At 74.3% G+C, this 20,947-nt stretch carries 18 protein-coding genes and 2 pseudogenes; 5 read left to right on the top strand and 15 right to left on the bottom strand.

The window, feature by feature from the left end; translation table 11 throughout:
- Nucleotides 1-61 precede the first annotated feature (61 nt).
- Nucleotides 62-706 carry a maleylpyruvate isomerase N-terminal domain-containing protein gene (locus tag MILUP08_RS16420; protein ID WP_007459592.1) on the top strand — a complete coding sequence of 215 codons (645 nt, stop codon included), beginning with the start codon at nt 62-64 and terminating at the stop codon, nt 704-706.
- Nucleotides 707-892: 186 nt separating this feature from the next.
- Here MILUP08_RS16420 and MILUP08_RS16415 read toward each other — a convergent pair whose 3' ends face one another.
- From MILUP08_RS16415 to MILUP08_RS35945, 4 genes are all read right to left on the bottom strand, one after another.
- Nucleotides 893-2,176: a citrate synthase gene (locus MILUP08_RS16415; protein WP_007459591.1), complete on the bottom strand. Its 1,284-nt coding sequence runs from the start codon at nt 2,174-2,176 to the stop codon at nt 893-895.
- 189 nt (nt 2,177-2,365) lie between these two features.
- Nucleotides 2,366-4,402 (bottom strand): sulfatase-like hydrolase/transferase, encoded by a 2,037-nt coding sequence (locus MILUP08_RS16410; RefSeq protein ID WP_007459590.1) that lies wholly within the window; start codon nt 4,400-4,402, stop codon nt 2,366-2,368.
- Nucleotides 4,395-5,825 carry a class I SAM-dependent methyltransferase gene (locus tag MILUP08_RS16405; protein ID WP_007459589.1) on the bottom strand — a complete coding sequence of 477 codons (1,431 nt, stop codon included), beginning with the start codon at nt 5,823-5,825 and terminating at the stop codon, nt 4,395-4,397. Before MILUP08_RS16405 ends, MILUP08_RS16410 begins: the two co-directional genes overlap by 8 nt.
- 13 nt (nt 5,826-5,838) lie before the next feature.
- The gene (locus MILUP08_RS35945; protein WP_007459587.1) at nt 5,839-5,988 is read right to left on the bottom strand and encodes a hypothetical protein; all 150 of its coding nucleotides are present in this window, start codon (nt 5,986-5,988) and stop codon (nt 5,839-5,841) included.
- A 180-nt stretch (nt 5,989-6,168) separates the two neighbouring features.
- Between MILUP08_RS35945 and MILUP08_RS16400 the strand changes: the two genes are divergently transcribed.
- Nucleotides 6,169-7,026 carry an arginase family protein gene (locus MILUP08_RS16400; protein ID WP_007459585.1) on the top strand — a complete coding sequence of 286 codons (858 nt, stop codon included), beginning with the start codon at nt 6,169-6,171 and terminating at the stop codon, nt 7,024-7,026.
- Nucleotides 7,027-7,155: 129 nt separating this feature from the next.
- Here the strand turns inward: MILUP08_RS16400 and MILUP08_RS37415 are convergent, their stop codons facing one another.
- The 6 genes and pseudogenes from MILUP08_RS37415 to MILUP08_RS16375 form a co-directional block, all read right to left on the bottom strand.
- Entirely contained in the window at nt 7,156-7,557 is a 402-nt protein-coding gene (locus MILUP08_RS37415) for a GtrA family protein (RefSeq protein WP_420329272.1), read from the bottom strand.
- Between the two features lie 114 nt (nt 7,558-7,671).
- Nucleotides 7,672-8,463, bottom strand: a pseudogene (locus tag MILUP08_RS37410) (glycosyltransferase); the annotation flags it as partial.
- A 26-nt stretch (nt 8,464-8,489) separates the two neighbouring features.
- A pseudogene (locus MILUP08_RS16390) lies at nt 8,490-10,858 on the bottom strand (ArnT family glycosyltransferase).
- A gap of 44 nt (nt 10,859-10,902) precedes the next feature.
- On the bottom strand, nt 10,903-12,372 hold the full coding sequence (locus MILUP08_RS16385; RefSeq protein ID WP_237747260.1) for a sensor histidine kinase: 1,470 nt from the start codon (nt 12,370-12,372) through the stop codon (nt 10,903-10,905).
- Nucleotides 12,373-12,415: 43 nt separating this feature from the next.
- Nucleotides 12,416-13,162, bottom strand: a complete 747-nt coding sequence (locus tag MILUP08_RS16380; protein ID WP_039906116.1) for a response regulator transcription factor — start codon at nt 13,160-13,162, stop codon at nt 12,416-12,418.
- Between the two features lie 102 nt (nt 13,163-13,264).
- Nucleotides 13,265-13,495, bottom strand: a complete 231-nt coding sequence (locus tag MILUP08_RS16375) for a hypothetical protein (protein WP_007459573.1) — start codon at nt 13,493-13,495, stop codon at nt 13,265-13,267.
- A 199-nt stretch (nt 13,496-13,694) separates the two neighbouring features.
- On the opposite strand from MILUP08_RS16375, the gene MILUP08_RS16370 reads away from it, so the two are divergent.
- The 3 genes from MILUP08_RS16370 to MILUP08_RS16360 all read left to right on the top strand — a co-directional run bounded on the left by MILUP08_RS16370 (nt 13,695) and on the right by MILUP08_RS16360 (nt 16,285).
- Nucleotides 13,695-14,624: a serine/threonine-protein kinase gene (locus MILUP08_RS16370; protein ID WP_007459571.1), complete on the top strand. Its 930-nt coding sequence runs from the start codon at nt 13,695-13,697 to the stop codon at nt 14,622-14,624.
- A 72-nt stretch (nt 14,625-14,696) separates the two neighbouring features.
- Nucleotides 14,697-15,122 (top strand): OsmC family protein, encoded by a 426-nt coding sequence (locus MILUP08_RS16365; RefSeq protein WP_007459570.1) that lies wholly within the window; start codon nt 14,697-14,699, stop codon nt 15,120-15,122.
- A 314-nt stretch (nt 15,123-15,436) separates the two neighbouring features.
- Entirely contained in the window at nt 15,437-16,285 is an 849-nt protein-coding gene (locus MILUP08_RS16360) for a hypothetical protein (RefSeq protein ID WP_007459568.1), read from the top strand.
- An 8-nt stretch (nt 16,286-16,293) separates the two neighbouring features.
- Here MILUP08_RS16360 and MILUP08_RS16355 read toward each other — a convergent pair whose 3' ends face one another.
- The 5 genes from MILUP08_RS16355 to MILUP08_RS16335 form a co-directional block, all read right to left on the bottom strand.
- Nucleotides 16,294-16,827 (bottom strand): hypothetical protein, encoded by a 534-nt coding sequence (locus tag MILUP08_RS16355; protein ID WP_007459566.1) that lies wholly within the window; start codon nt 16,825-16,827, stop codon nt 16,294-16,296.
- Nucleotides 16,828-17,006: 179 nt separating this feature from the next.
- On the bottom strand, nt 17,007-17,450 hold the full coding sequence (locus MILUP08_RS16350; protein WP_007459564.1) for a response regulator: 444 nt from the start codon (nt 17,448-17,450) through the stop codon (nt 17,007-17,009).
- Between the two features lie 71 nt (nt 17,451-17,521).
- On the bottom strand, nt 17,522-17,869 hold the full coding sequence (locus MILUP08_RS16345; RefSeq protein ID WP_007459562.1) for an STAS domain-containing protein: 348 nt from the start codon (nt 17,867-17,869) through the stop codon (nt 17,522-17,524).
- 106 nt (nt 17,870-17,975) lie between these two features.
- The gene (locus MILUP08_RS16340; protein ID WP_039908170.1) at nt 17,976-19,001 is read right to left on the bottom strand and encodes a cobalamin-dependent protein; all 1,026 of its coding nucleotides are present in this window, start codon (nt 18,999-19,001) and stop codon (nt 17,976-17,978) included.
- A 14-nt stretch (nt 19,002-19,015) separates the two neighbouring features.
- A complete protein-coding gene (locus MILUP08_RS16335) occupies nt 19,016-20,782 on the bottom strand; it encodes a PP2C family protein-serine/threonine phosphatase (RefSeq protein ID WP_007459559.1) in 1,767 nt (588 codons plus the stop codon).
- Nucleotides 20,783-20,947 lie beyond the last annotated feature (165 nt).

The following is a 20,947-nucleotide window of genomic DNA, read 5'->3' as shown; positions in this document are numbered from 1 at the left end:
CGCCGGCCGCCAGGCCGAGCGGGGCCCGGCGCGAGCCGGCCGGGCCTGTCAGAATGTGCGGATGTCTCGCCGTGTCGATGCCCTGGACTCCGCGTTTCCGACCGCCGCCTCCATCGCGCTGGACCTGATCCGGCGACCCGAGGTCTCCGCGCAGTGGTCGAACCCGAGCGCCCTGCCGCACATGTCCGTGGGCGCCCTGGCGTGCCACCTCGGGCGGCAGGCCGTACGGGCGGCGGAGCTGCTGCCGACACCAGCCGACCTGCCCACGCTGGAGTCGGCGGACAGCCACTACGAGCGGGCCGCCTGGGTCACCGAGGGCACCCCGGCCGCCGACGCGGTCGCCGCCGGCCCGGACGAGGCCGACGCGGCACGCGGGCCGGCGGACCTGCACGCCCCCTCGGCCGACGCGCTCACGCAGGTCACCGACCTGCTGTCGCGGGGCGCGGCCCTCGACGTCGTGCCGATCCCGTGGCAGGGCTGGTCCCTGCGCCGCGCCGACTTCCTGCTCACGCGCCAACTGGAGATCGTCGTGCACTCCGACGACCTCGCGGTAAGCGTCGGCGTGCCCACGCCGGTGTTCCCGGCCGAGGTCTTCGACCCCGTACGCGACCTGCTGGTCCGCCTCGCCGTCCGCCGGCACGGCCAGTCGGCGCTGATCAGCGCGTTGAGCCGCAGCGAACGAGCCCGGGACATCTCCGCCTTCTGACGGCCCTTGATCGACTCGGGTTCCTGGAAGTCGCGGCATCGATCCTGTCCGGACACCCCGGTTTCCTGGAACCCGAGTCGATCAAGGGCGGGTGCGGGAAGGCGGAGACGCCGCAGGCCGCCGGCCCGGATCGGGTCGGCAGCCTGCGGGTGGTGCGGAAGAGCGGGTGGTGCGGACGAGCGGGGGTCAGCGCTCGGCGAAGGGGACGTAGTCCCGCTCGGGGGCGCCGACGTAGACCTGCCGCGGACGGCCGATCTTGGTCTCCGGGTCGCTGATCATCTCGCGCCACTGGGCGATCCAGCCGGGCAGCCGGCCGAGCGCGAAGAGCACCGTGAACATCTTCGTGGGGAAGCCCATGGCCTTGTAGATCAGGCCGGTGTAGAAGTCCACGTTCGGGTAGAGCCGGCGGGAGACGAAGAAGTTGTCGGCGAGCGCGATCTCCTCCAGCTCCATGGCGATGTCCAGCAGCGGGTCGGGCTTGGCCATGCGGCCCAGCACGTCCTGCGCGGCCTTCTTGACGATCGCCGCCCGCGGGTCGTAGTTCTTGTAGACCCGGTGGCCGAAGCCCATCAGCTTGACGCCGTCCTCCTTGTCCTTGACCTTGCGGACGAAGGACCGGACGTCGCCGTCGCCGGCGTGGATCTTCTGGAGCATCTCCAGCACCGCCTGGTTGGCACCGCCGTGCAGCGGGCCGAACAGGGCGTTCACGCCGGCGGAGACCGAGGCGAACAGGTTGGCGTTGCTGGACCCGACAAGCCGGACGGTCGACGTGGAGCAGTTCTGCTCGTGGTCGGCGTGCAGGACGAAGAGCATGTCCAGCACCTTCGACATCACCGGGTCGACCTCGTACGGCTCCGCCGGCACACCGAACGTCATGCGCAGCAGGTTGTCCACGTACCCCAGGGAGTTGTCCGGGTAGAGCAGCGGCTGCCCGATGGACTTCTTGTACGCGTACGAGGCGATGGTGGGGACCTTCGCCATGAGCCGGACCGTGGAGATCTCCACGTGCTCGGAGTCGAACGGGTCCAGGCTGTCCTGGTAGAAGGTCGACAGGGCGCTCACCGCCGACGACAGCACCGCCATCGGGTGGGCGTCCCGGGGGAAGCCGTCGAAGAAGCGACGCATCTCCTCGTGCAGCAGCGAGTGCCGCCGGATCCACTCGGTGAACTCGGTCAGCTGCTGCTCGGTGGGCAGCTCACCGTAGATGAGCAGGTAGGAGACCTCCAGGAAGGAGGACTTCTCGGCCAGCTGCTCGATCGGGTATCCCCGGTAACGCAGGATCCCCGCGTCGCCGTCGATGTAGGTGATCGCGGATGAGGCAGCCGCGGTGTTGACGAAACCGGGGTCGTACGTCGTCATCCCGGTTTCCTTCAGCAGCTTGCTCACCCCGATGCCAGCGGGGCCCTCGACCGCGGAATGGACCGGCATCGACAGCTGCCCACCGGGGTGATCGAGCTTGACTTCCGTCATGTGGTTCCTCGCTTCGCCGGCAGATCTACGTTGAATTGCCTTCGCTTCTACCGTAATTGCGGCTCGGGGGACACCGCCCGCCGTGGTTCGGCGGTGAGGTATGCGTCACCCGATTCCCGACCGGGAAGCCGGGAAACCCGCCGTCTCGCCAGGCGGGAGCCGAAGAAACCCCGCCGGGAGGCAAGAAGATCAGGACAACGTGAGGCGTCGTAGCGTACCGTCCGCCGCGACCTGGTAGACGTCGAGCTGGTTCGTCCCGGCGCGGAACAGCCGGTCGTCGGTGAGCAGCGCGGCGAAGCGGCGCCCGCCCGGGTCGGTCGGCACCACCGGGACCACCGCGCCGATCCGGCCGTTGACGGCGACGGCCAGCAGCGTGCCGTCCGGTATGGCGTCCGGCACGTCACCCCAGACCAGCGCCGGGAGGGTGCCGGTGTCCGGGTCGGTCGCCCGGAAGGCGGCCAGGTCGGCGACCCGGGCGCTGCCCCCGGTCGGGCCGGCGCGGACCTCGGTGCCCACCAGGGGGTGCGGTGTCGGCAGCGGCGGCGGGGTGGGCACCCCGCCGGGGAAGGTGACCGCCTGCCCGGGGGTGTCGTAGAAGTGTTTGGTGGCGTCGGCGCGGGGGGCCTGCCGGGCGGAGCGGCCGTCGACGTGCCAGGGCAGGCGGATGCCGGCTTCGTCGGCGACGGTGGGCAGCAGGTCGACGTGTTCCCAGTTGCGGTCGTCCACCCGGCCGGTCTGCTGCCCGGGTTCCTTGACGAACATGGGCACCCACGCGACCTCGCCGGCGGCGGCCCTGATGGCGTCCATGCCCCGGCCCTGCGCGCCCGGGTGGAAGCTCACCCCGTGGTCGGCGGTGACGACGACGAGGGCCTGGTCGTAGAGGCCGCTGGCGCGCAGCGTCCGCAGGGTCTCGCCGATCAGCCGGTCGGTGTAGCCGAGTTGGGCGAGGTGCCGCTGGCGGGCCAGTTCGACCCAGCCGGCGCCGTCGTTGGGCAGGTCCTCGGGGGCGTCGTAGCGGGCGCCGGACGGCAGGTACGTCCACGGGGAGTGCGGCATCAGCAGGTGCAGGAAGTGCAGGGCGGGTCGGGGTTGCGGCTTCAGCCCGGCCAGGAAGCTGGTGAATCGGGCCGGCTGGTTGTCGTCGAGGCTGTCCCAGCGGAACTTCGGGTCGGCCGGGACCGGCTCGGCGGCGTCCAGGCCGGCCTCGACGCGGGTCTGCTCCCGGTAGGAGTCCTCCGGGTCGACGCGGGTGTTCGTCGGCCCGGCGACCTGGCCGAGCAGCTTGCCGGTCTCCCGGACCAGCACGCCGAGGCCCCGCTCCGGCGCGACCGGCTGCTCGCAGCGGCTGGGTGGGCAGAGCCGGGTGATGCTCTCCTGGGCCTGGATGTCGTAGAGGCCGCCGAAGGCCGTGAAGAGGTTGTCCGGGTACTGCGAGTAGTGCGGCGCGACCGACCGCGCCGGGTAGCGGCCGGTGAGCATCGCCGGCAGCGCGTTGGGCGTCCAGCCGCTGACCCCGGTGGCGTTGCGGTACCAGGTCGAGCCGCCGGCCAGCTCGGCGAAGTGCGGGAACCGCGCCGCGTCGATCCGGCCGTCGCCGCCGAGCAGGCTGACCAGCGGCAGCTCGTCGAGGATCAGCATGACCACCGGCGGGTGCACGGCCGCGCCCTGGGCGGTGCCGACCGCGCCGCCGGCGCCGCGCGGCAGCACGACCGCCGAGGTGGGCGACACGAACAGGAACAGCGCCACGAAGGCCACCGGCCCGGCGGCGGCCAGTCGCAGCGCCCGGCCCGGCGACCGCCACCGCCGGTGCGCGGCCGCGCCGCCCAGACCGGCCAGACCGGCAAGCACCAGCAGGGGTACGCCCCGAAGCGACGTCGTGTGCCGGCCCACCTGCACGGCGAGGGCGGCGAGCAGCAGCCCGACCAGCGCCGTGTGGGTGAGCGCGCGGGCGGTGCGGCCGGCGAGTCGACTGAGCGGGCCGAGCAGCGCGACCGGCACGGTCGGCGCGATGGCCACCAGGGTGACCAGCAGCAGGATCTGAGCGCGGTCGGCGCGGTGGAAGAGGAAGAAGTCGGGGCTGCGGCCGAGCACATCCAGCAGTGGCTGGGTGACGACCAGCCCGACCAGCGCCACGACCTCCAGCAGCCGGCCCGCCTCGCCGCGCCAGCCCCGCTCCCAGCGGCCCGTGGTCGACGCGGGCCGGTGGGTGATGGGCGGTTCAGCCACCCATCACCGCCCGGTAGAGCGTGCGGGTGCCCGAGGGCAGTTCCAGCCGGTCGGTGATGCGGCCCCGGGCCTCGACGAGCCGTTCGAAGGTGTCGCGCCGGTAGTCGGGGAAGAGTCCCTCGGGCTTGTTGGCCAGCAGCCGGGTGGCCATCGGGTCGTCCGGGTGGACGAACTCCACCACCACGGCGCCGCCGGGCGCGGTCAGCCCGGCCAGCCAGTCGACGACCTCCGGCAGTGGCACGTTGCGCCCGATCGCCAGGTGGTGGACCAGGGCCAGGGCGAGCACGACGTCCGCCGACGCCCGCTGCGCGAAGCCGGCCCGCTCGACGCCGCGCCAACCGCCGCCGGGGGACGGGTCGGCCAGGTCGACGACGAGCGGCAGGATCCGTTGCTGCCCCTCGGAGCGCAGCGCCCGGTACAACTCGTCGACCACGGCCGGGTCCTGCTCGACGGCGACCACGTAGTCGGCGTGCCCGGCGGCCAGTCGGGCGTACCGGCCGTCGTTGGCGCCCAGGTCGAGCACCAGGCGCGGGCGGGCGGCGGCGGCCACCGCGCCGACCACGAACTGCTCCTTGGCGACCCGGTCGCGCGCCGAGTAGCCGCAGGTGCGCTGGTAGTCCGTCCAGTGGCTGCCCGACGGGCGGTGCTCCAGCCGGCGGACGAGCTTCTCGATGCCGCGTACGGTGGCCGCCTGGAGGTCCCGGGAGTAGCCGGCGGCGCGCAGTTGGGCCTTCACGTCGCTGGTGCTGGCGGCGGCGTTGCGCTGCTGCATCGCGCCGTGCAGGTGCAGGTGGGTCAGGACGCCGGGGCGCAGCCGGCGGGTGCCGCCGAAGAGGGGCCGCAGCTGGTCGGCTTCGATGCCGTCGACCTGGGCGCGCAGCCAGGGCTGGAAGTCCACGCCCAGGTGGGCGGTGAGCAGCAGCGGGTAGAGCACCGTCTGGCAGAACTGCCGGTAGCCGGCCCACGGTTCGCCGTCGCGGATCGGCTCGAAGGAGCCGATGTCGATGAAGACCGGCTTCGCGCCGCGCCACTGGAGGTTGTACGCGGAGCCGTCCTTGGTGGTGAACCCGTCGGCGAGGGCGGTACGCAGGATCTCCAGGTGCAGCAGCGCGGCGTCGCGCAGCATGCCGAAGGACCACTCGTACGGGTGGGAGACGAACGGGATGCGCTCGTGGCGCAGCACCGCCGCCCACGGCGTGCCGGTCGTGGCGGGCACCATCGTGGGCGGGGCGTCCTCGGTGGCGCAGACCTTGCCGGCCGAGACGAGCGTGGGAAAGAACGGGCTGGCCGCGAGGGTTCGCCAGTGCTCGGCGGCCTGGGCGTTCAGCCCGCGCAGCACCTCGTCGCCGACGTGGAACACCCGGTTGGCGGGGTCGCGGAAGGAGGCGGGCTCGGGGCGTACGCCGGTGGGTGAGGTTGTCATGGCGCGGCGACCGCTACCGCTGGTCGGTGGGTTGCCGGCGGAACCGGTCTACGAGCCGCCGCCAGTAGAGCTTGGCGGCGACCGCGGCGCCGGCCACCCCGCCGACGACGGCCTGCACGATCAGGCTGCCGGATCCCGCGTCCAGGTAGGCCAGATGGATCACCGACCGCTCCTTCCCCTCGCCCGTCTCGACACCGGCGTCCCGGGAAGGCAGCGTTGAGGCTTTTAACCCAGAAAGCCGGACTTGTCCATCACCGTACGCTGCTCGTCAGCGGTGTCGCGGCCACATCGGTGGACTCCCAGCCTCGCCACAGAAAGCGGTACGCGTCGGTACGCTGCGAAGGTGCGCTGGACTGTCGTTGACGCTCCACTGGACTCCTCCGGCGCCGGCCGCGGCGAGGAGCGGGCCCCGGCTGCCCTGCGCCGGGCCGGCTTGCTGGACGCGCTGGCGGCGGCCGACGGCGGGCAGGTGAACGAGGCGCGGTTGCGCGACCCGTCCCGTGATCCGACGAGCGGGGTGATCGGCGCGGCCGGCCTCGTCCGGGCCGGCGCGGCCCTCACCAGCCGGGTCGCGGCGCTGATCGCCGACGGCCGTCGGCCGCTCGTGCTGGGCGGGGACTGCGCGATCCTGCCCGGCATCTGCCGGGGCCTGCCGCGCGAGACGGAGCTGTGGTTCGTCGACGCCCATCCCGACTTCCTCGACGGCGCGACCTCGCCGACCGGTGAGGCCGCCGACATGGACCTCTCGGTGGTCACCGGGCACGGCCCGGCCGCCGCGATCGGCGTCGACGAGGCCCTGCTCGACCCCGGGCGGGTCCACCTGCTCGGGCACCGCCCGTCGTCCGACGACGACGGTCGGGTCGAGGTGGCCCGGATCGACCCGGCGATCCACCAGGTGCCCGCCGCCGAGCTGCTGCGCCGGGGCGCGGGGGCGGTCGGGGCGGCCCTGGCGGCCGGCGGCGACGGGCCTGCCTGGCTGCACCTCGACCTGGACGCGGTGGACCCGCGCGACCTGCCGGCGGTGACCTACCCGGAGCCGGACGGGCTGCGCTGGCCCGACCTGGCGGCGCTCGTCACCCCCCTGGCCCGCGCCGACCGGCTGCTCGGCATGAGCGTGACCGACCTGAACGCCGACGAGGACCCCGACGGACGTCACGCGCGGCGCGTCGTCGAGGTCCTCACGGACGTCCTGGCCGGCTGAACCGGCGCTCCCCGCCCCGCCGGCGCATCAACCGCACCCGTGGGACGGGACCGCCGGCGCGTCAGCCGCGGCGGCCGGGTGCGAACGTCGGCGCGTCAGCCTCCTCGACGGGGTGGGACCGCTGGCGCGTCAGCCGCGGCGGTGATGCATGCCGAGGCGCAGCAGCACGAACCGCAGCGCCGTCGCGGCCAGGTTCGCGGCCACCAGCACGGCCAGCTCCACCGGCCGGGCGGGCACGGCGGTGACGGCGTGCAGCACCGCCAGCGCCCCGCTGGTCAGCGCCAGGCCGAGCGCGAACGCCAGCAACCCCTGGGCGTGATGCCGACCGGCGTGCCGGCTGCCGGTGATACCGAACGTCAGCCGCCGGTTCGCTGCCGTGTTCGCCACCGCCGTCAGCAGCAGGGCCAGCAGGTTCGCCGGCTGTGCGCCGAGCACGCCCCGGGTGGCCACGAAGAGCAGCAGGTACGCCAGTGTGCTGGCCACTCCGACGGCCGCGAACCGGACCAGCTGCCGGGGCAGCCCGACCGGCACCTGCGCCGACAGGGCGACAAGCGGCACCCGGCCGGGCTGCCGCGCGCCGCCGAGCTGCTGCACGCCACCGAGCTGCTGCACGCCACCGAGCTGCTGCGTCGTGCCGAGTCGCCCGGGCTCGGCGGTCAGCGGCGCGCGGCCGAGTTGCGCGCGCAGCTCGGCCAGCGGAAGCGCGCCGGTCACCAGCGCCCGACCGAGCCGCCCCATCCCCCGCAGGTCGGCCAGGGCGGTCGCGACGATGTCGACGCGGCTGTCCGGGTCGTCGACCCAGTCCACCGGCACCTCGTGGATGCGCAGCCCGGCCCGCTGGGCGAGCACCAGCAGCTCGGTGTCGAAGAACCAGCCGGTGTCGCGCACGTGCGGAAGCAGCCCGGCGGCCACGTCCGCGCGGATCGCCTTGAACCCGCACTGCGCATCCGAGAAGCGCACCGCCAACGCGCCCCGCAGCAGCAGGTTGTACGCGCGGGAGATCACCTCCCGTTTGACGCCGCGCACCACCCGCGACGTACGGGCCAGCCGGGTGCCGATCGCCAGGTCCGAGTGGCCGGAGATGAGCGGCGCGACAAGCGGCAGCAGCGCCGCCAGGTCGGTGGACAGGTCCACGTCCATGTACGCCAGCACCGGCGCGGACGAGGCCGACCACGCGGCGGACAGCGCGCGCCCCCGCCCCTTGGCGTCCAGGTGCCGTACTCCGACCTCGGGCAGCTCGGCGGCGAGCGCCTCGGCCACGGCCAGGGTGCCGTCCGCACTGGCGTTGTCGGCGACGGTGATCCGGAACGGGTACGGGAAGTGCGCGGTGAGATGCGCGTGCAACCGGCGTACGCACGGCCCGAGGTCGCTCTCCTCGTTGTAGACCGGGATCACCACGTCCAGCACCGCGCCCGCGCTGCTGGACCGGGTCTGCACGGCGGCGCGGGGGCCGCTGAGCGCGGTCACGACGCGTCCGCGCCGGTGCTCAGGTCGTAGACGGTGACGCCGTCCACGGTCTGCGCCGGAAAGGTCTCCGCGACCCAGGCGGAGATCTCCTGCGACGCGGAGCTGCCGCCGTTGGCGCGGAAGCCACCACCACCCACGAAGTAGTGGATCTTCGCGTCGGCGACGTGGCGCTGGAACTGCGCGAGCGTCGGCGACGGGTCGCTGCCGTTGAACCCGCCGATCGGCATCACCGGGTCGCCGGTGGCCAACTGGTAGCCGGAGGCGTTGTTCGAGCCGATGGTGGCCGCGACCCAGGTGTAGCGGTCCGCGTCGCGCTCCAGCAGCTCGCGCAGGGCCGCGCTGGGTTCGCGGGCGTCGAGCAGCCCGCCCATCCCGCCGCCGGCTTCGCGACCCTGCCCGCCACCGGGGAACCCGGGGAGCTGCCCGCTGTTCTGGCCGCCGCCGGGGAAGCCGGGAACCTGACCGCCGGGGACCTGGCCGCCGTTGCGGCCGTCGCCGGTGCCGCCCGACACCTGACCGCCATTGCGGCCGCCGCCAGGGAACTGGCCGCCGCCAGGGAACTGGCCGCCGACGGCGAACGGCATGCCGCCGGGCGGGCGGCCGCCCGGGAAGCCCCCGTGGCCGAAACCGCCCGCCACCGCCGGGCCGGCGCTCGGGATCGAGCCGGTGTGCGGGGTCGCTGCGGTCTGCGCGGCGTACGCCGCAGGCCCGGCGAGGGCCGCCGCCGCGCCGACGCCCAGCGCCACCGCCACCAGCCAGCGGGGCAGTCGGGCGGCCAGCAGGAGCAGGGCCGCGCCGAGCAGGCCGGCGACCAGCACTGCGATGCGCAGCCACGGGTACCAGTCGGGGCTGCGCCCGAGCAGCACCCACGCCCACCAGACGGTGACCGCGAGGGTGACGGCGAGCGTGACCGTGGCGGCCAGCGGACGCCACCGCTGCCACCGGGACACCACCATCGATCCGCCGGGTGCGCCCGGCGTCGATTCCACCCCGACCCCGTCGACAGCGCCAGCACCCGCCGGAGACGACGCCGCACTCGCCGGAGCAGCAGCACCCACCGGCAGTGACGCCGCACTCGCCGGAGCAGCACCCGCCGGCGGCGACGCCGCAGCCACGGGCAGCGGTCGGCGCTGTCGCCAGAGCAGCGTGCCGCCGATGCCGACCAGCGCCCCGACGGCCGGGGCGAGCGCCACCGTGTAGTAGGCGTGGAAGATCCCGGACATGAAGCTGAAGATCAGCCCGGTGACCAGCAGCCAGCCGCCCACAGCAGCAGGCCGGCGCGGGTGCGGTCGGTGCGCGGGGCCCGTCCGGCCATCAGCAGGCCCGCGACCAGCAGGATCAGCGCGGCCGGCAGCAGCCAGGAGATCTGGCCGCCGACCTCGCCGTCGAACATCCGCGCCAGCCCGGTCTGACCGGAGAACGGGCCACCACCACCGCCGCCGCCGCCCATCCGTCCGCCGCCGCCGCCGACGCTGCCCACCTCGTCGCCGGTGATCCGGCCGAGGCCGTTGTAGCCAAGGGTCAGCTCCAGGATGCTGTTGCCCTGCGACCCGCCGATGTACGGCCGGGCGCTGGCCGGGACGAGTTCGACGACGGCCACCCACCAGCCGGCGGACACCACCACCGCGACGCCGGCCAGCAGCAGTTGCCGCACCCGCCGCCACAGCCCGGTGGGCGCGGCCAGCAGGTAGACGCCTGCGAACACCGGCACCAGCAGGAACGCCTGGAGCATCTTGGTCAGGAAGCCGAAGCCGACAAGCGTGCCGGCCAGCACGATCCACCGGGTGCTGGCCGTCTCCAGGGCGCGCACGGTGGCGTACGCGCCGGCGACCAGCAGCAGCACGAGCAGCGCGTCGGGGTTGTTGAAGCGGAACATGAGCGTCGCGACCGGGGTGACGGCGAGGACGGCGCCCGCGATCAGGCCGGCCGCCGGGCCGTACCAGCGCTTGACGGTCGCGTACAGCACTCCGACGGAGCCGACCCCGCAGAGCGCCTGCGGTACGAGCATCGCCCAGGTGTTGAGCCCGAAGACGCGTACCGACAGGGCCATCAGCCACAGCGCGGCGGGCGTCTTGTCCACGGTGATCGAGTTGGCCGCGTCCGACGAGCCGTAGAAGAACGCCTTCCCGCTCACCGAGCCGGCCTGCACGGCAGCCGCGTAGAACGAGTTGGCCCAGCCGGAGGCCCCCAGGTCCCAGAGGTAGAGCAGGCCGGTGCCCACAAGCAGCGCCACCAGGGCGGGCCGGGTCCAGGCCGACCGACGGCCGGTCGGCGGCGAGTGTTCCGCGGGGCGCGTGGTGGTCCCGGGTGGCGTCGCCGGTTCGGGCGCCGCGGGCGTCGTCGGCAGGGTGTCTGTGGTGTCCATGCGGCCAGCCTCGAAGGTCGGGCTGGCGGGACCCCGTGCGCCGACTATGCGTCAGCTGTGGGATTCGGCAGGCGCACGACGAAGACGGTCCGCCCCGGGCGGCTGTCGACGGCGACCGTGCCGTGGTGGGCCTCCACCACGGCCGCCACGATCGCCAGGCCGAGGCCGGTGCTGCCGTGTGCCCGGGACCGGGAGCTGTCGCCCCGGGCGAACCGCTCGAACATCTCCGGTCGCAGCTCCGCCGGCACCCCCGGCCCGTCGTCGGCAACGGTGAGCACCGCGGCGTCCGCCTCGACGGCCAGCCTCGTGGTGACTGTCGTGCCGGGCGGGGTGTGTACGCGGGCGTTCGCGAGCAGGTTCGCCACGACCTGGTGCAGGCGGGCGGTGTCGCCGGGGACCCGGATGACCACCTCGGGCAGGTCGAGCTGCCAGCGGTGCTCGGGGCCGGCCACGTGGGCGTCGCTCACCGCGTCCACCACGAGGGCGGACAGGTCGACCGGGTCCGCCGCGAGCGGCCGGCCGGCGTCGAGCCGGGCCAGCAGCAGCAGGTCGTCGACGAGGCTCGTCATCCGGGTGCTCTCCGACTCGACGCGGCGCAGCGCGTGGGCCACGTCGGCGGGGACCTCGTCGCGGCCGCGCCGGGCCACCTCGGCGTACCCCCGGATCGCCGCGAGGGGGGTGCGCAGCTCGTGGCTGGCGTCGGCGACGAACTGGCGTACGCGGGTCTCGCTTGCCTGCCGCGCGGCCAGCGCGTCGGCGACGTGGCCGAGCATGCGGTTGAGCGCCGCGCCGACCTGGCCGACCTCGGTACGCGGGTCGGTGTCACCCGTCGGCACCCGGACGGCGAGCGCGACCTCGCCGCGGTCCAGCGGCAGCTCGGTGACCCGGGTGGCGGTGGCGGCCACCCGGTTCAGCGGTCGCAAAGTGGCGCGCACGATGAGCGCGCCGGCCGTGCCGGCGAGGAGCAGCCCGAGGCCGGCCACTCCGGCCTGCGCGGCGACAAGCGCCCAGACGGTGTCCTGCACGCCCGACAGCGGGATCGCCACGGCCAGCACCATCCCGTCGGGGAGACGCCGCGCGACGGCCCGCACGTCACCGCCGTCGTCGAGGGCGACGGTGCGCGGCCGGCCGTCGGTGGGCAGCGCGGCCAGGCGAGCGGCGTCCACGGCGGGGACGTCCGCGAGGCTGCCGCTCTCGGTGCTCCTCGTCGCCGTGGTGACACCGTCGGCGAGGCGTACGGCGAGCGAGCCGGGCGGGAAGCCACGCGGAGGCTCCGGCGGGGGCGGTCCGACGCCGCCCGGTCGCGAGGCGGGCCGCCCCGGGTCGCCGCCCTGGCGGAACCACGGCGGCACGTCGGCGCGCGGCCGGTCCCCCATCCTCAACTGGGTGTCGACCTGACCGACGAGGAAGTGCCGCAGGGCGACAGTGGTGAGCCCCCCGATCGCGACGCTGACCAGGGCGAGCAGCGCCACCAGGGCGAGCACCAACCGGGTTCGCAGGGACCGGCCGGCCAGCCACCGCCGGGCCGTCCGCAGCGGCCGGCGGCGCGGTCGTACGTCAGTCGGCGGGTTTGAGGACATAGCCCGCGCCGCGCAGCGTGTGGATCATCGGCGGCCGGCCGGCGTCGATCTTCTTGCGCAGGTACGAGATGTACAGCTCCACCACGTTGGCCTGGCCGCCGAAGTCGTAGTTCCACACCCGGTCGAGGATCTGCGCCTTGCTGAGGACCCGGCGCGGGTTGCGCATCAGGTAGCGCAGCAGCTCGAACTCGGTAGCGGTAAGCGTGACGAGCTGGCCGGCGCGGCGGACCTCGTGGCTGTCCTCGTCGAGGCTGAGGTCGCCGACGGTCAGCACCGCCTCCTCCCGGGCGGCGACCGCGAAGCCGGAGCGGCGCAGCAGGGCGCGCAGCCGGGCGATCACCTCCTCCAGGCTGAACGGCTTGGTCACGTAGTCGTCGCCGCCCACGGTCAGCCCGGCGATGCGCTCCTCGACGGCGTCGCGGGCGGTCAGGAACAGCACCGGCACGGTGGGCGCGTGCTCGCGCAGCCGGCGCAGCACCTGGAAGCCGTCCAGGTCGGGCAGCATGACGTCGAGCACGACGGCGTCCGGCTGGAACTGCCGCGCGGTGCTCAGCGCCGCCATGCCGTTGCCGGCGCTGCGCACCTGCCAACCCTCGTAACGCAGCGCCATCGCCAGCAGGTCGGTGAGTGTCGCCTCGTCGTCGACCACAAGCACCCGGACCGGTTCGCCGTCGGGGCGGCGCAACTCGATCCGGCCCGGCGCGGTCTGCCCCTGGATGACCATGCCTCCCATCGTGGGCGGGTCCGCTGTGTCGCGCCTCTGCCCCACCTGTGTGCCAGCTGTGCGGCCGGGCCGCCGGACCACCGCTTCAGCCCTCGCCCGTGCTCACTCGGACACCCCGTACGCGTCGGTGCGCACGAACCGCATGCTCCACCCGCCCAGGCCGTCGGGCTGGTCGCGTTCGTAGAGGTGGTCGGGGCCCGGCTGCGTCGGGCCGGTGCCGTCGGGGTGTCGCATGATCCAACGCCGCGGAGGGGCGCCGTCCGGGCCGGCCGGCACCGCGCGGACCAGGCCGTCCGCGGGACCGCCCACGAAGCGTACGGTGACCTCGCTCATCGCGGTGACCCCTCGGTGACCGTGCCGGCACGCTCGGTACGCCCAGCCCTGGCTCGCAAGCTACCGCACCCGCCGGCGGACCGCGCCGAGGTACGGCGGGATCGGCCACGCCCGATCACCGTACGGTTTGCCCAGCTCGGACCCCGGGTACCGCGATCGGAGGCACCCGCCGTCGGCGGGCGAGGACGAGGAGCGGTCGATGCGCACGCTGGACGGGCGGTACCAGCTCGAACAGCGTATCGGCGTGGGCGGGATGTCCGAGGTGTGGCGGGCCCACGACCGTGTGCTGGACCGGCCGGTCGCGGTGAAGCTGATCTCGCCCGGCCCGGAGGGCCTGCACGACACGGTGGACCGCATCCGCACGGAGGCCCGCTCGGCGGCCCGGCTGGTGCACCCGAACGTGGCGAGCGTGCACGACTTCGGCACCTCCTCGACGCTGCCCGGCCGCCGGTCGCCGTACATCGTGATGGAGCTGGCCGAGGGCGAGACGCTCGCCGCGCACCTGCGGGCTGGTCCCCTGGACTGGCGCATCTCGGTGCGGGTCTGCGCTGAGGTGGCCGCCGCGCTGTCCGCCGCGCACGCGAGCGGCATCGTGCACCGCGACGTCAAGCCGGCGAACGTCATGCTCACCCCGGTCGGCGTGAAGGTCCTCGACTTCGGCATCGCCACGGCGGCCGGGGCGGCGGACCCGATGCCGGACGGCGTGGTGCTGGGCACGCCGGCCTACCTGGCGCCCGAGCAGCTCGACGGCACGCCGGCCACCCCGGCGGCCGACATGTACGCCCTGGGCGTGCTGCTCTACTACTGCCTCACCAGCCGGCTGCCGTACCGGGCGAACACTGCCGCCGAGCTGCTGACCGAGCGTCGCAGCCGGCCTCCCGAGCCGCTGCCCGAGATCGACGGGCTGCCGCCGGAGGTGTCCGAGTTGTGCCGCTCCTGCCTGGCCGACGACCCGGCGGAACGCCCCACCAGCCTGGTCGCCGCGCTGCTGCTGGCCGAGGCCGTGGACGCCCGGGTGTACGTGCCGATGATGATCCCCACGCCGCGCAAACCTACGGCGACGTCGCCGTGGACCGAGCGGGCCGCCGCGGAGGCCACCGAGGCGCTGTCGGTGGTCGACGGGATCTGACGGGCGGGGTCGCGCGGCGTTTCGCCCGCCCCCGGCCGGGTAGCCGGGCGGGTGAGCGACGGGAGGAACGCGATGCCGAGTCCGAGTTCCTGGCTGCATGAGGCCACCGCGACGGCCGAGGGCGGCCACGTACGTACCGACGACGGCGGGCTCTCCACGCCACTGGCGTCGCCGCTGGCGGCGCACTGCACCGGCCTGAGACCGGAGCAGCTGTTGGCGGCGGCCTTCGCGTCCTGCCTGCACCACGCCGCCGTGGAGGCGGCCGGGGAGATCACGAACGAGGCGCACACGGTGCAGGTACGCGCCGAGGCGAAGCTGGGCCGCGACGACGACGGCCGTTACCGGGCCGACGTGCACGCCTCGATCTCGTCCGCCGGCCTGAGCCGGTCGCAGTTGGCCGATCTGGTCGAGTACGCCGACCGGCTGTGGCCGTTCTCCAGCGGCGACAACACCCGCCACCGTCTGACCGTCACCCCGGCGGAGAACGGCAGGCACTGATCCCGGCACCGTGACCGGTTGGCGGCTTTTCGGTGCCAGATCCGCTGGCCGGCCACCCCGGGCCTCCTCCGTTCGGTGGAGCGAGTGCCCTCCGAACGGAGGATCACCGGGGAGCGGCCGCAGCGGGCGAGTGGGCCTGCGGTGGCGACCGAGTTGGCCGGGCTAATCGGGAATAACCGGCTCGCCTGATCAGCGAGGTTTCACGGGTCTAACCGGTCTTTCGTCCGATATGGCGACCACGATCCGGGCAAATTGTGGCGCATGCCACCGTACGGGCCGATGGCAGCGGCCGATCCGCTATCTAGCCTCGGCGGGTGCATCCCGTCGACCCCGCCGCCCAGAAGCTGACCGACGCGCTCCCGACCACCCGCTCGGGCGACGCCGCATCAACCGAACGGACGATCGGCCGTCACCGGGCCCCCGAGCCGCCGCCGCGCCGCACCCGGCTGGGCTCCACCCCCGTCCGGGTCGCCCTGGCCACCGGCGTCACCTGCTGCCTCGGCCTGGGCGCGTTCGCCGCGGCCCGTGGCACCGAGGACGCCCCGCAGCCGGTACGACCGATGGCCGACGCGCTGGCCGACCGCGCCTCCATCGCCGACGAGCGCGCCTCCCGGTCGCTGGACCGCGACGCCGCCCCCGCCCGGGTCATCCCCACCCCCACGGCGTCGCCGACCCCCACCGCCGCCCGCAAGGCGGCCCCCAAGAAGCCGGTCAAGCCCCGCCGACCCCGCCCGGTCGCCGGGCTCGACCAGGTCCAGATGGACAACGCCAAGATCATCGTGGACGTCGGCCGGGAGCTGAAGATGCCGCGCCGCGCCCTGGTGGTGGCGCTGGCGACCGCGATGCAGGAGAGCAACCTCTACAACCTGGCCAGCGACGTGCTGCCGGAGTCGACGCAGTACCCGCACCAGGGCAGCGGCGCCGACCACGACTCGGTCGGGCTGTTCCAGCAGCGGCCCAGCAGCGGCTGGGGCACCGTGGCGGAGCTGATGCGCCCGTCGTACGCCGCGCGGGCCTTCTACACGGCGCTGGCCGAGATCCCCGGCTGGGAGGACATGAGCGTCACCGCCGCCGCCCAGGCCGTGCAGATCTCCGCCTTCCCCGACGCGTACGCCCAGCACGAGGAGCGCGCGAGCACCGTGGCGGCGGCACTCACCGTCTGAGCCCGCGCTCAGCGGGTCGTACGCCCGCCGGGTGGCTGTGCGCCCGCGTCCTGGCCGCCGGCCGCCACCCGGGTCGCCGGTACGCCCGTTCCGGCCGCCGCCGTCGGCGTGTCGGCCGGCACCGGCTCGACTGTCACGCCGGTGAGGATCTCGTCGACAAGCGCTTCGCGGCGTCGCCGCGCGTGCAACGCCTCCTCGAAGTCCCGCCGGGCCTGCACGGCGTCCGCGTACGCCTGCTCGCGGACGCGCCGGGCCTCCTCGCGGGCCTCGTCCAGCTCGGAGCGGGCCTGCGCCAGGATCTCGGCCGCCTCCCGCCGTACCGCGTCGCCGGCCTGCCGGGTCGTCGCGGCGTCGCCCAGGTCGAGCCGCTGGAGCAGCCCGCTGAGCCAGGTCGCCTCCTGGCGGATCTCGTCCCACTCGCGGGTCCCCCCGGCGGCGCCCTCCGCCCGCGCCGCGAGCCGGGACAACCGGATCCCCAGCTCGTCCAGGCAGGAATCCACCTGCCGCTGGTCGTAGCCGGTCTTCACGACGGAGAACCTCATACTGTCGCCCCCCAGGCAGCCGCTGTTACTTCCCCACCTGGATCCTCGGACGCGGCGACAGCGGCCGAGGCGGTTCGGGAAAATTGTTCAGCATGCGAGCGCGTCGGGCGACGCGGCGCGGCGACGGGCCACGTCGGACCGGCGGCGGGGACAATGCCGGTCGGCCGCGCCCGGCGGGATCACTGGCGCTTGGGCAGCACGACCACGCGGCCGAAGAACTCGTCGATGCGGCGCACCACGTCGTTGAAGTCGTCCAGGTCGATCGGCTTGGTGACGTACGCGTTGGCCTGCAACGTGTAGCTGCCCACGATGTCGGTGTCGGCGTTCGAGGTCGTCAGCACCACGATCGGGATGGTCCGCAGATCCTCGTCCTGCTTGACCGCGCCGAGCACCTGCCGCCCGTCCATCCGGGGCATGTTCAGGTCCAGCAGGATGACGTCGGGTCGGCGAGCCTGCACGTGCCGGCCCTCGGCGCGCAGGAACTCCATCGCCTCCTCGCCGTCGCTGACCACGTCAATGATCTTCTCGACGTCGGAGTCGGCCAACGCCTCCTCGATCATCAGCACGTCACCCGGGTCGTCGTCGACCACCAGGATGCGTACCGGCTGCGGGCTGTCGCCCATCACTACCTGCCTCGGGTCGGCGAAGAGAGGAGACCGGAACGGTCACCGTGCTGGCGGGGAAATCTAGCCCATCAGGAGGCGCTCTGGGACGCCGGGTCCGCCGTGTCCGGAAGGTATCGCAGCACGTCGGCCAGACCGGTGACCCGCAACACGCGCTCGACCCGCCCGTTGGCGCCCGTGATCCGCAACCAACCCCCGTCGGCGGCGACCTGGTTGTCGCCCCGGACGAACACGGCCATCCCGGTGGAGTCACAGAAGGTCAGGTCGGTGAGGTCGAGCAGCACCCGCCGCTCGCCGGCCGCGGTGAGCTTGTCGATGGCGGCAGCAAGCTCACCGGCGGTGCTCAGGTCCAGCTCACCGGCGAGCCGCAGGCAGGCCGCACCGCCGTCACGCTCGGCGTGGCTGACGCTGAACGTCACCGTTCTCCCCCTCGCTCCACCGGTGGGTGGGACGTTTGCAGTCCGGCAAGTATACGCAGGGGGGTGCGACGGTCCGCAGCGCGTGGTGATCGCCCGGGAGCCGGCCTCAGCCCCCGGAACGAGGCGTGGCAGGCAGCCCGGCGCGGCTGCGGGCCACCGCGTCCGACGCGCGGGGAAAGTCGCGCAGCACGGCGGCGTAGTGCTCCAGGGTCAGGGCGACGGCACTGGCCGGCACCCCCCGACTGGTCAGGATCTCCACCAGCCAACCGACGAACTCGGTGAACAGCGAGGCGTCGTCGACGTAGAGCGAGGCGGCCAGCGAGTCCACGATGTGCCCCAGGTCGCTCACCGTCGAGTCGAGCTGGGCGGCCGTGTACTCCCGGGTCGCCGGCACCCGCTCGCGCAGGTCGGTGAGCGCGCTGTCGATCAGCTCACCCCGGCGGCGGACGAGACTCGCGTACTCGTCGTCGGCCAGGTGCCCGAGCTGCGCCGCCGGCACCCGCCGCAGCGCCCGCTCGTCGGCGATCAACTCGGCCGCCGCCGGCGCGTTCGGCGCCCAGGCCGCGCCGAGCCGCGCCGCCCACCTGCCGTCCGCGCCGAAGCCACGCCCGCCCACGACGACCGGCACGTCCGAACGCCGGCACGCCTCGATCATCCGGTGGGCGTGCGGCAGCCGCATCGGCAGCGCGCAGGCCAACGCGACCGCCTGCGCGTCGTGCCGGTGCAGGTACGACACCAGGTGCGCAGCCGGCACGCTCGCGCCCAGGAAGGTCACCTGCCAGCCGCGCAGCCGCAGCACCTCGGCCACCAGCCGGGGCGGCAGCGCGTGCCACTCGCCGTCCATGCAGGCCACCACGATCCGCCCGCCGGTCGGACGCGGGTTGGCGTGCGCCGCCACCGCGGCCACCACCCGCTCGCTGATGTGGGTCGCCGCGTGCTCCTGGGCCACGCTCCACTCGTTGCGCGCCCACCGCTCACCCACCTCGGCCTGAGCCGGCGCGACCAGGTCGAGCAGCACCCGCTCCGGCGGCACGCCCGCGTCGAGCAGGCCGAGCGCCACGTCGATGGCGGCGTACTCGTCGGCGTCGGCGAGGCAGGCCAGGTAGCCGGGGTAGGCGTCGGTCGGGTCCATGGTCGTGGCGGCGGTCACGCGTGGCTCTCCGGCTGCTCGTCGGCGCTCGTCGACGTGGGCACCGAGTGCAGGTGCCGCGCGGCCCGCCCGCCCGGGCTGACCGCGCGCAGCGCCAGCACCGCGATGTCGTCGTGGTCGCCGTGCCCCAGCCAGTCACAGGTGACCTGCTCGACGCGTTCGGCCAGGGCCGGCGCCGGCATCCGCTGGCACCCGGTCAGGGCAGTGACCAACCGCTCCGCGCCGAACAGCTCGTCGCCGCGGCGGCCCCCACGGGCCTCGGTCACGCCGTCGCTGTAGAGCAGGCAGGTCTCGCCCGGCTCCAACCGCACGGTCACCTCGCCGACGCGCGGGTCGGGCACCACCCCGATCAGCATGCCGCGCAGCGGCACCGACTCGACCTCGCCCGACGTGCGCAGCACCAGCGGCGGCAGGTGCCCGCCCCCGGCCATCGTGAGGGTGACGCCCCCGTCGCGCTGCGGACGGGCCACGCCGAGCACGATGGTGGCGAAACGGCCCTGGCCGTGCGCCTGGGTCGTCTCCAGCAGCGCGTCGTTGAGCAGTCGCAGCAGCCGCCCGGGGTGCGACTCCACCCGGTGCAGCGCCTGGAGGCACTGGCGGAGCTGGCCGGTGAACACGGCCGCCTCGACGCCCTTGCCGGAGACGTCGCCCAGGAAGAACACGGAACCGCCGTCGGCGAGCCGGTGCGAACCGTAGAAGTCGCCGCCGATCCGCAGGCCCGCCTGGGCCGGGCGGTACGCCGTGCCCCACTGCACGCCGGCGGTCTCGGCCGGCTCGACGGGCAGCAGGCTGGCCTGGAGGGTGTCGGCGACCTCGGCCTGGTCGCGGTAGAGCAGAGCGGTGGTCAGCGCCGCGCCCGCCCGAGCCGCGAAGGCACGGATCAACCCGACGTCGTCCTCGTCGTACCACCGGCTGGAACGCCGGGCCACGAGCAGCACCCCGACCGGGGCGTCCCGGCCGGGCAACGGGACGACCCGGGCGGCGCTGTCGGCGCCCGTGAGGCCGGGCAACCAGCCGGCGTCGACCGCCTGCTCCACCAACCAGTCGAGAGCGTGCGGCTCGACCCCGGTCAGCCCCTCGGCGATCGCGGCCGGCAGGGCGGGACCGGCCAGCACGCCGCTGTCGACCATCGGCGCCTCGTCGTCGACCCGGGAGGCCCGCCACCACCGTGCCCGCCCCGCACGCGGGGCCAGCACCAGCACGGCCACCTCGGCCAGGGTCGGCACCGCCAGCCGGACGACAGCCGCCGCGGCCCGGTCGGGGTGCAGGGGGTTGCCCAGCTTGTCGCCCACCACCGCCAGGAAGGCGGAACGGGCCCGCTCGGCGAGCAGCGCGTCGGCACGGCTGACGCTCTCGGTCACGTCCTCCACGTACCAGCAGCAGCGGCCGGCGGAAAGCGGCACCTGGCGGGCGGTGAGGCGCCGCCCGCGGTGGGTGAAGCCTCCGGGGCTCCCCTCGCTCAGGCCCGGCACACCGGAGGCGGCCAGCGGCGCACCGGGGACGACCTCGGGCAGCAGCCGCTCGGCCACCGGGCTGACGTGTCGGACGACGCCGTCGGCGTCGCAGACCACCAGGCCCTCGCGGAAATGCTCGACGACCTCGGACCAGTCCGGTGTGGCCTGATCGCGGTCGGGGGCCAGCGGCGGCAGCGCGGACGGGGGCCAGGACGGTGCGCCGGAGGACCACGCCGGGGCCCGTGTGGTACTCGGCGTGGAGATCCGTCCGTCGCCCGGGTCGGTGTCCCTGACGTCGGAAGCAGTCACCAGCTGAGCCTCACTCCTTGTCGTCCACCCGAACCCGCACCGGAACCGGCGTCTGTGGTCAAATCTCTCCGACCACCCTACGCCGGTACGCCCCGACCGGCATCCCACGGCAGGTCGCGGGCCCTCGCTCGCGTACCGGGCGGACCTGCTCGGCGGTTGTTACGA

This window comes from Micromonospora lupini str. Lupac 08, from assembly GCF_000297395.2.
GTDB lineage: Bacteria > Actinomycetota > Actinomycetes > Mycobacteriales > Micromonosporaceae > Micromonospora > Micromonospora lupini.
Note: the sequence above shows the minus strand (reverse complement) of the source record. Positions and strands in the feature narration are given on the sequence as shown.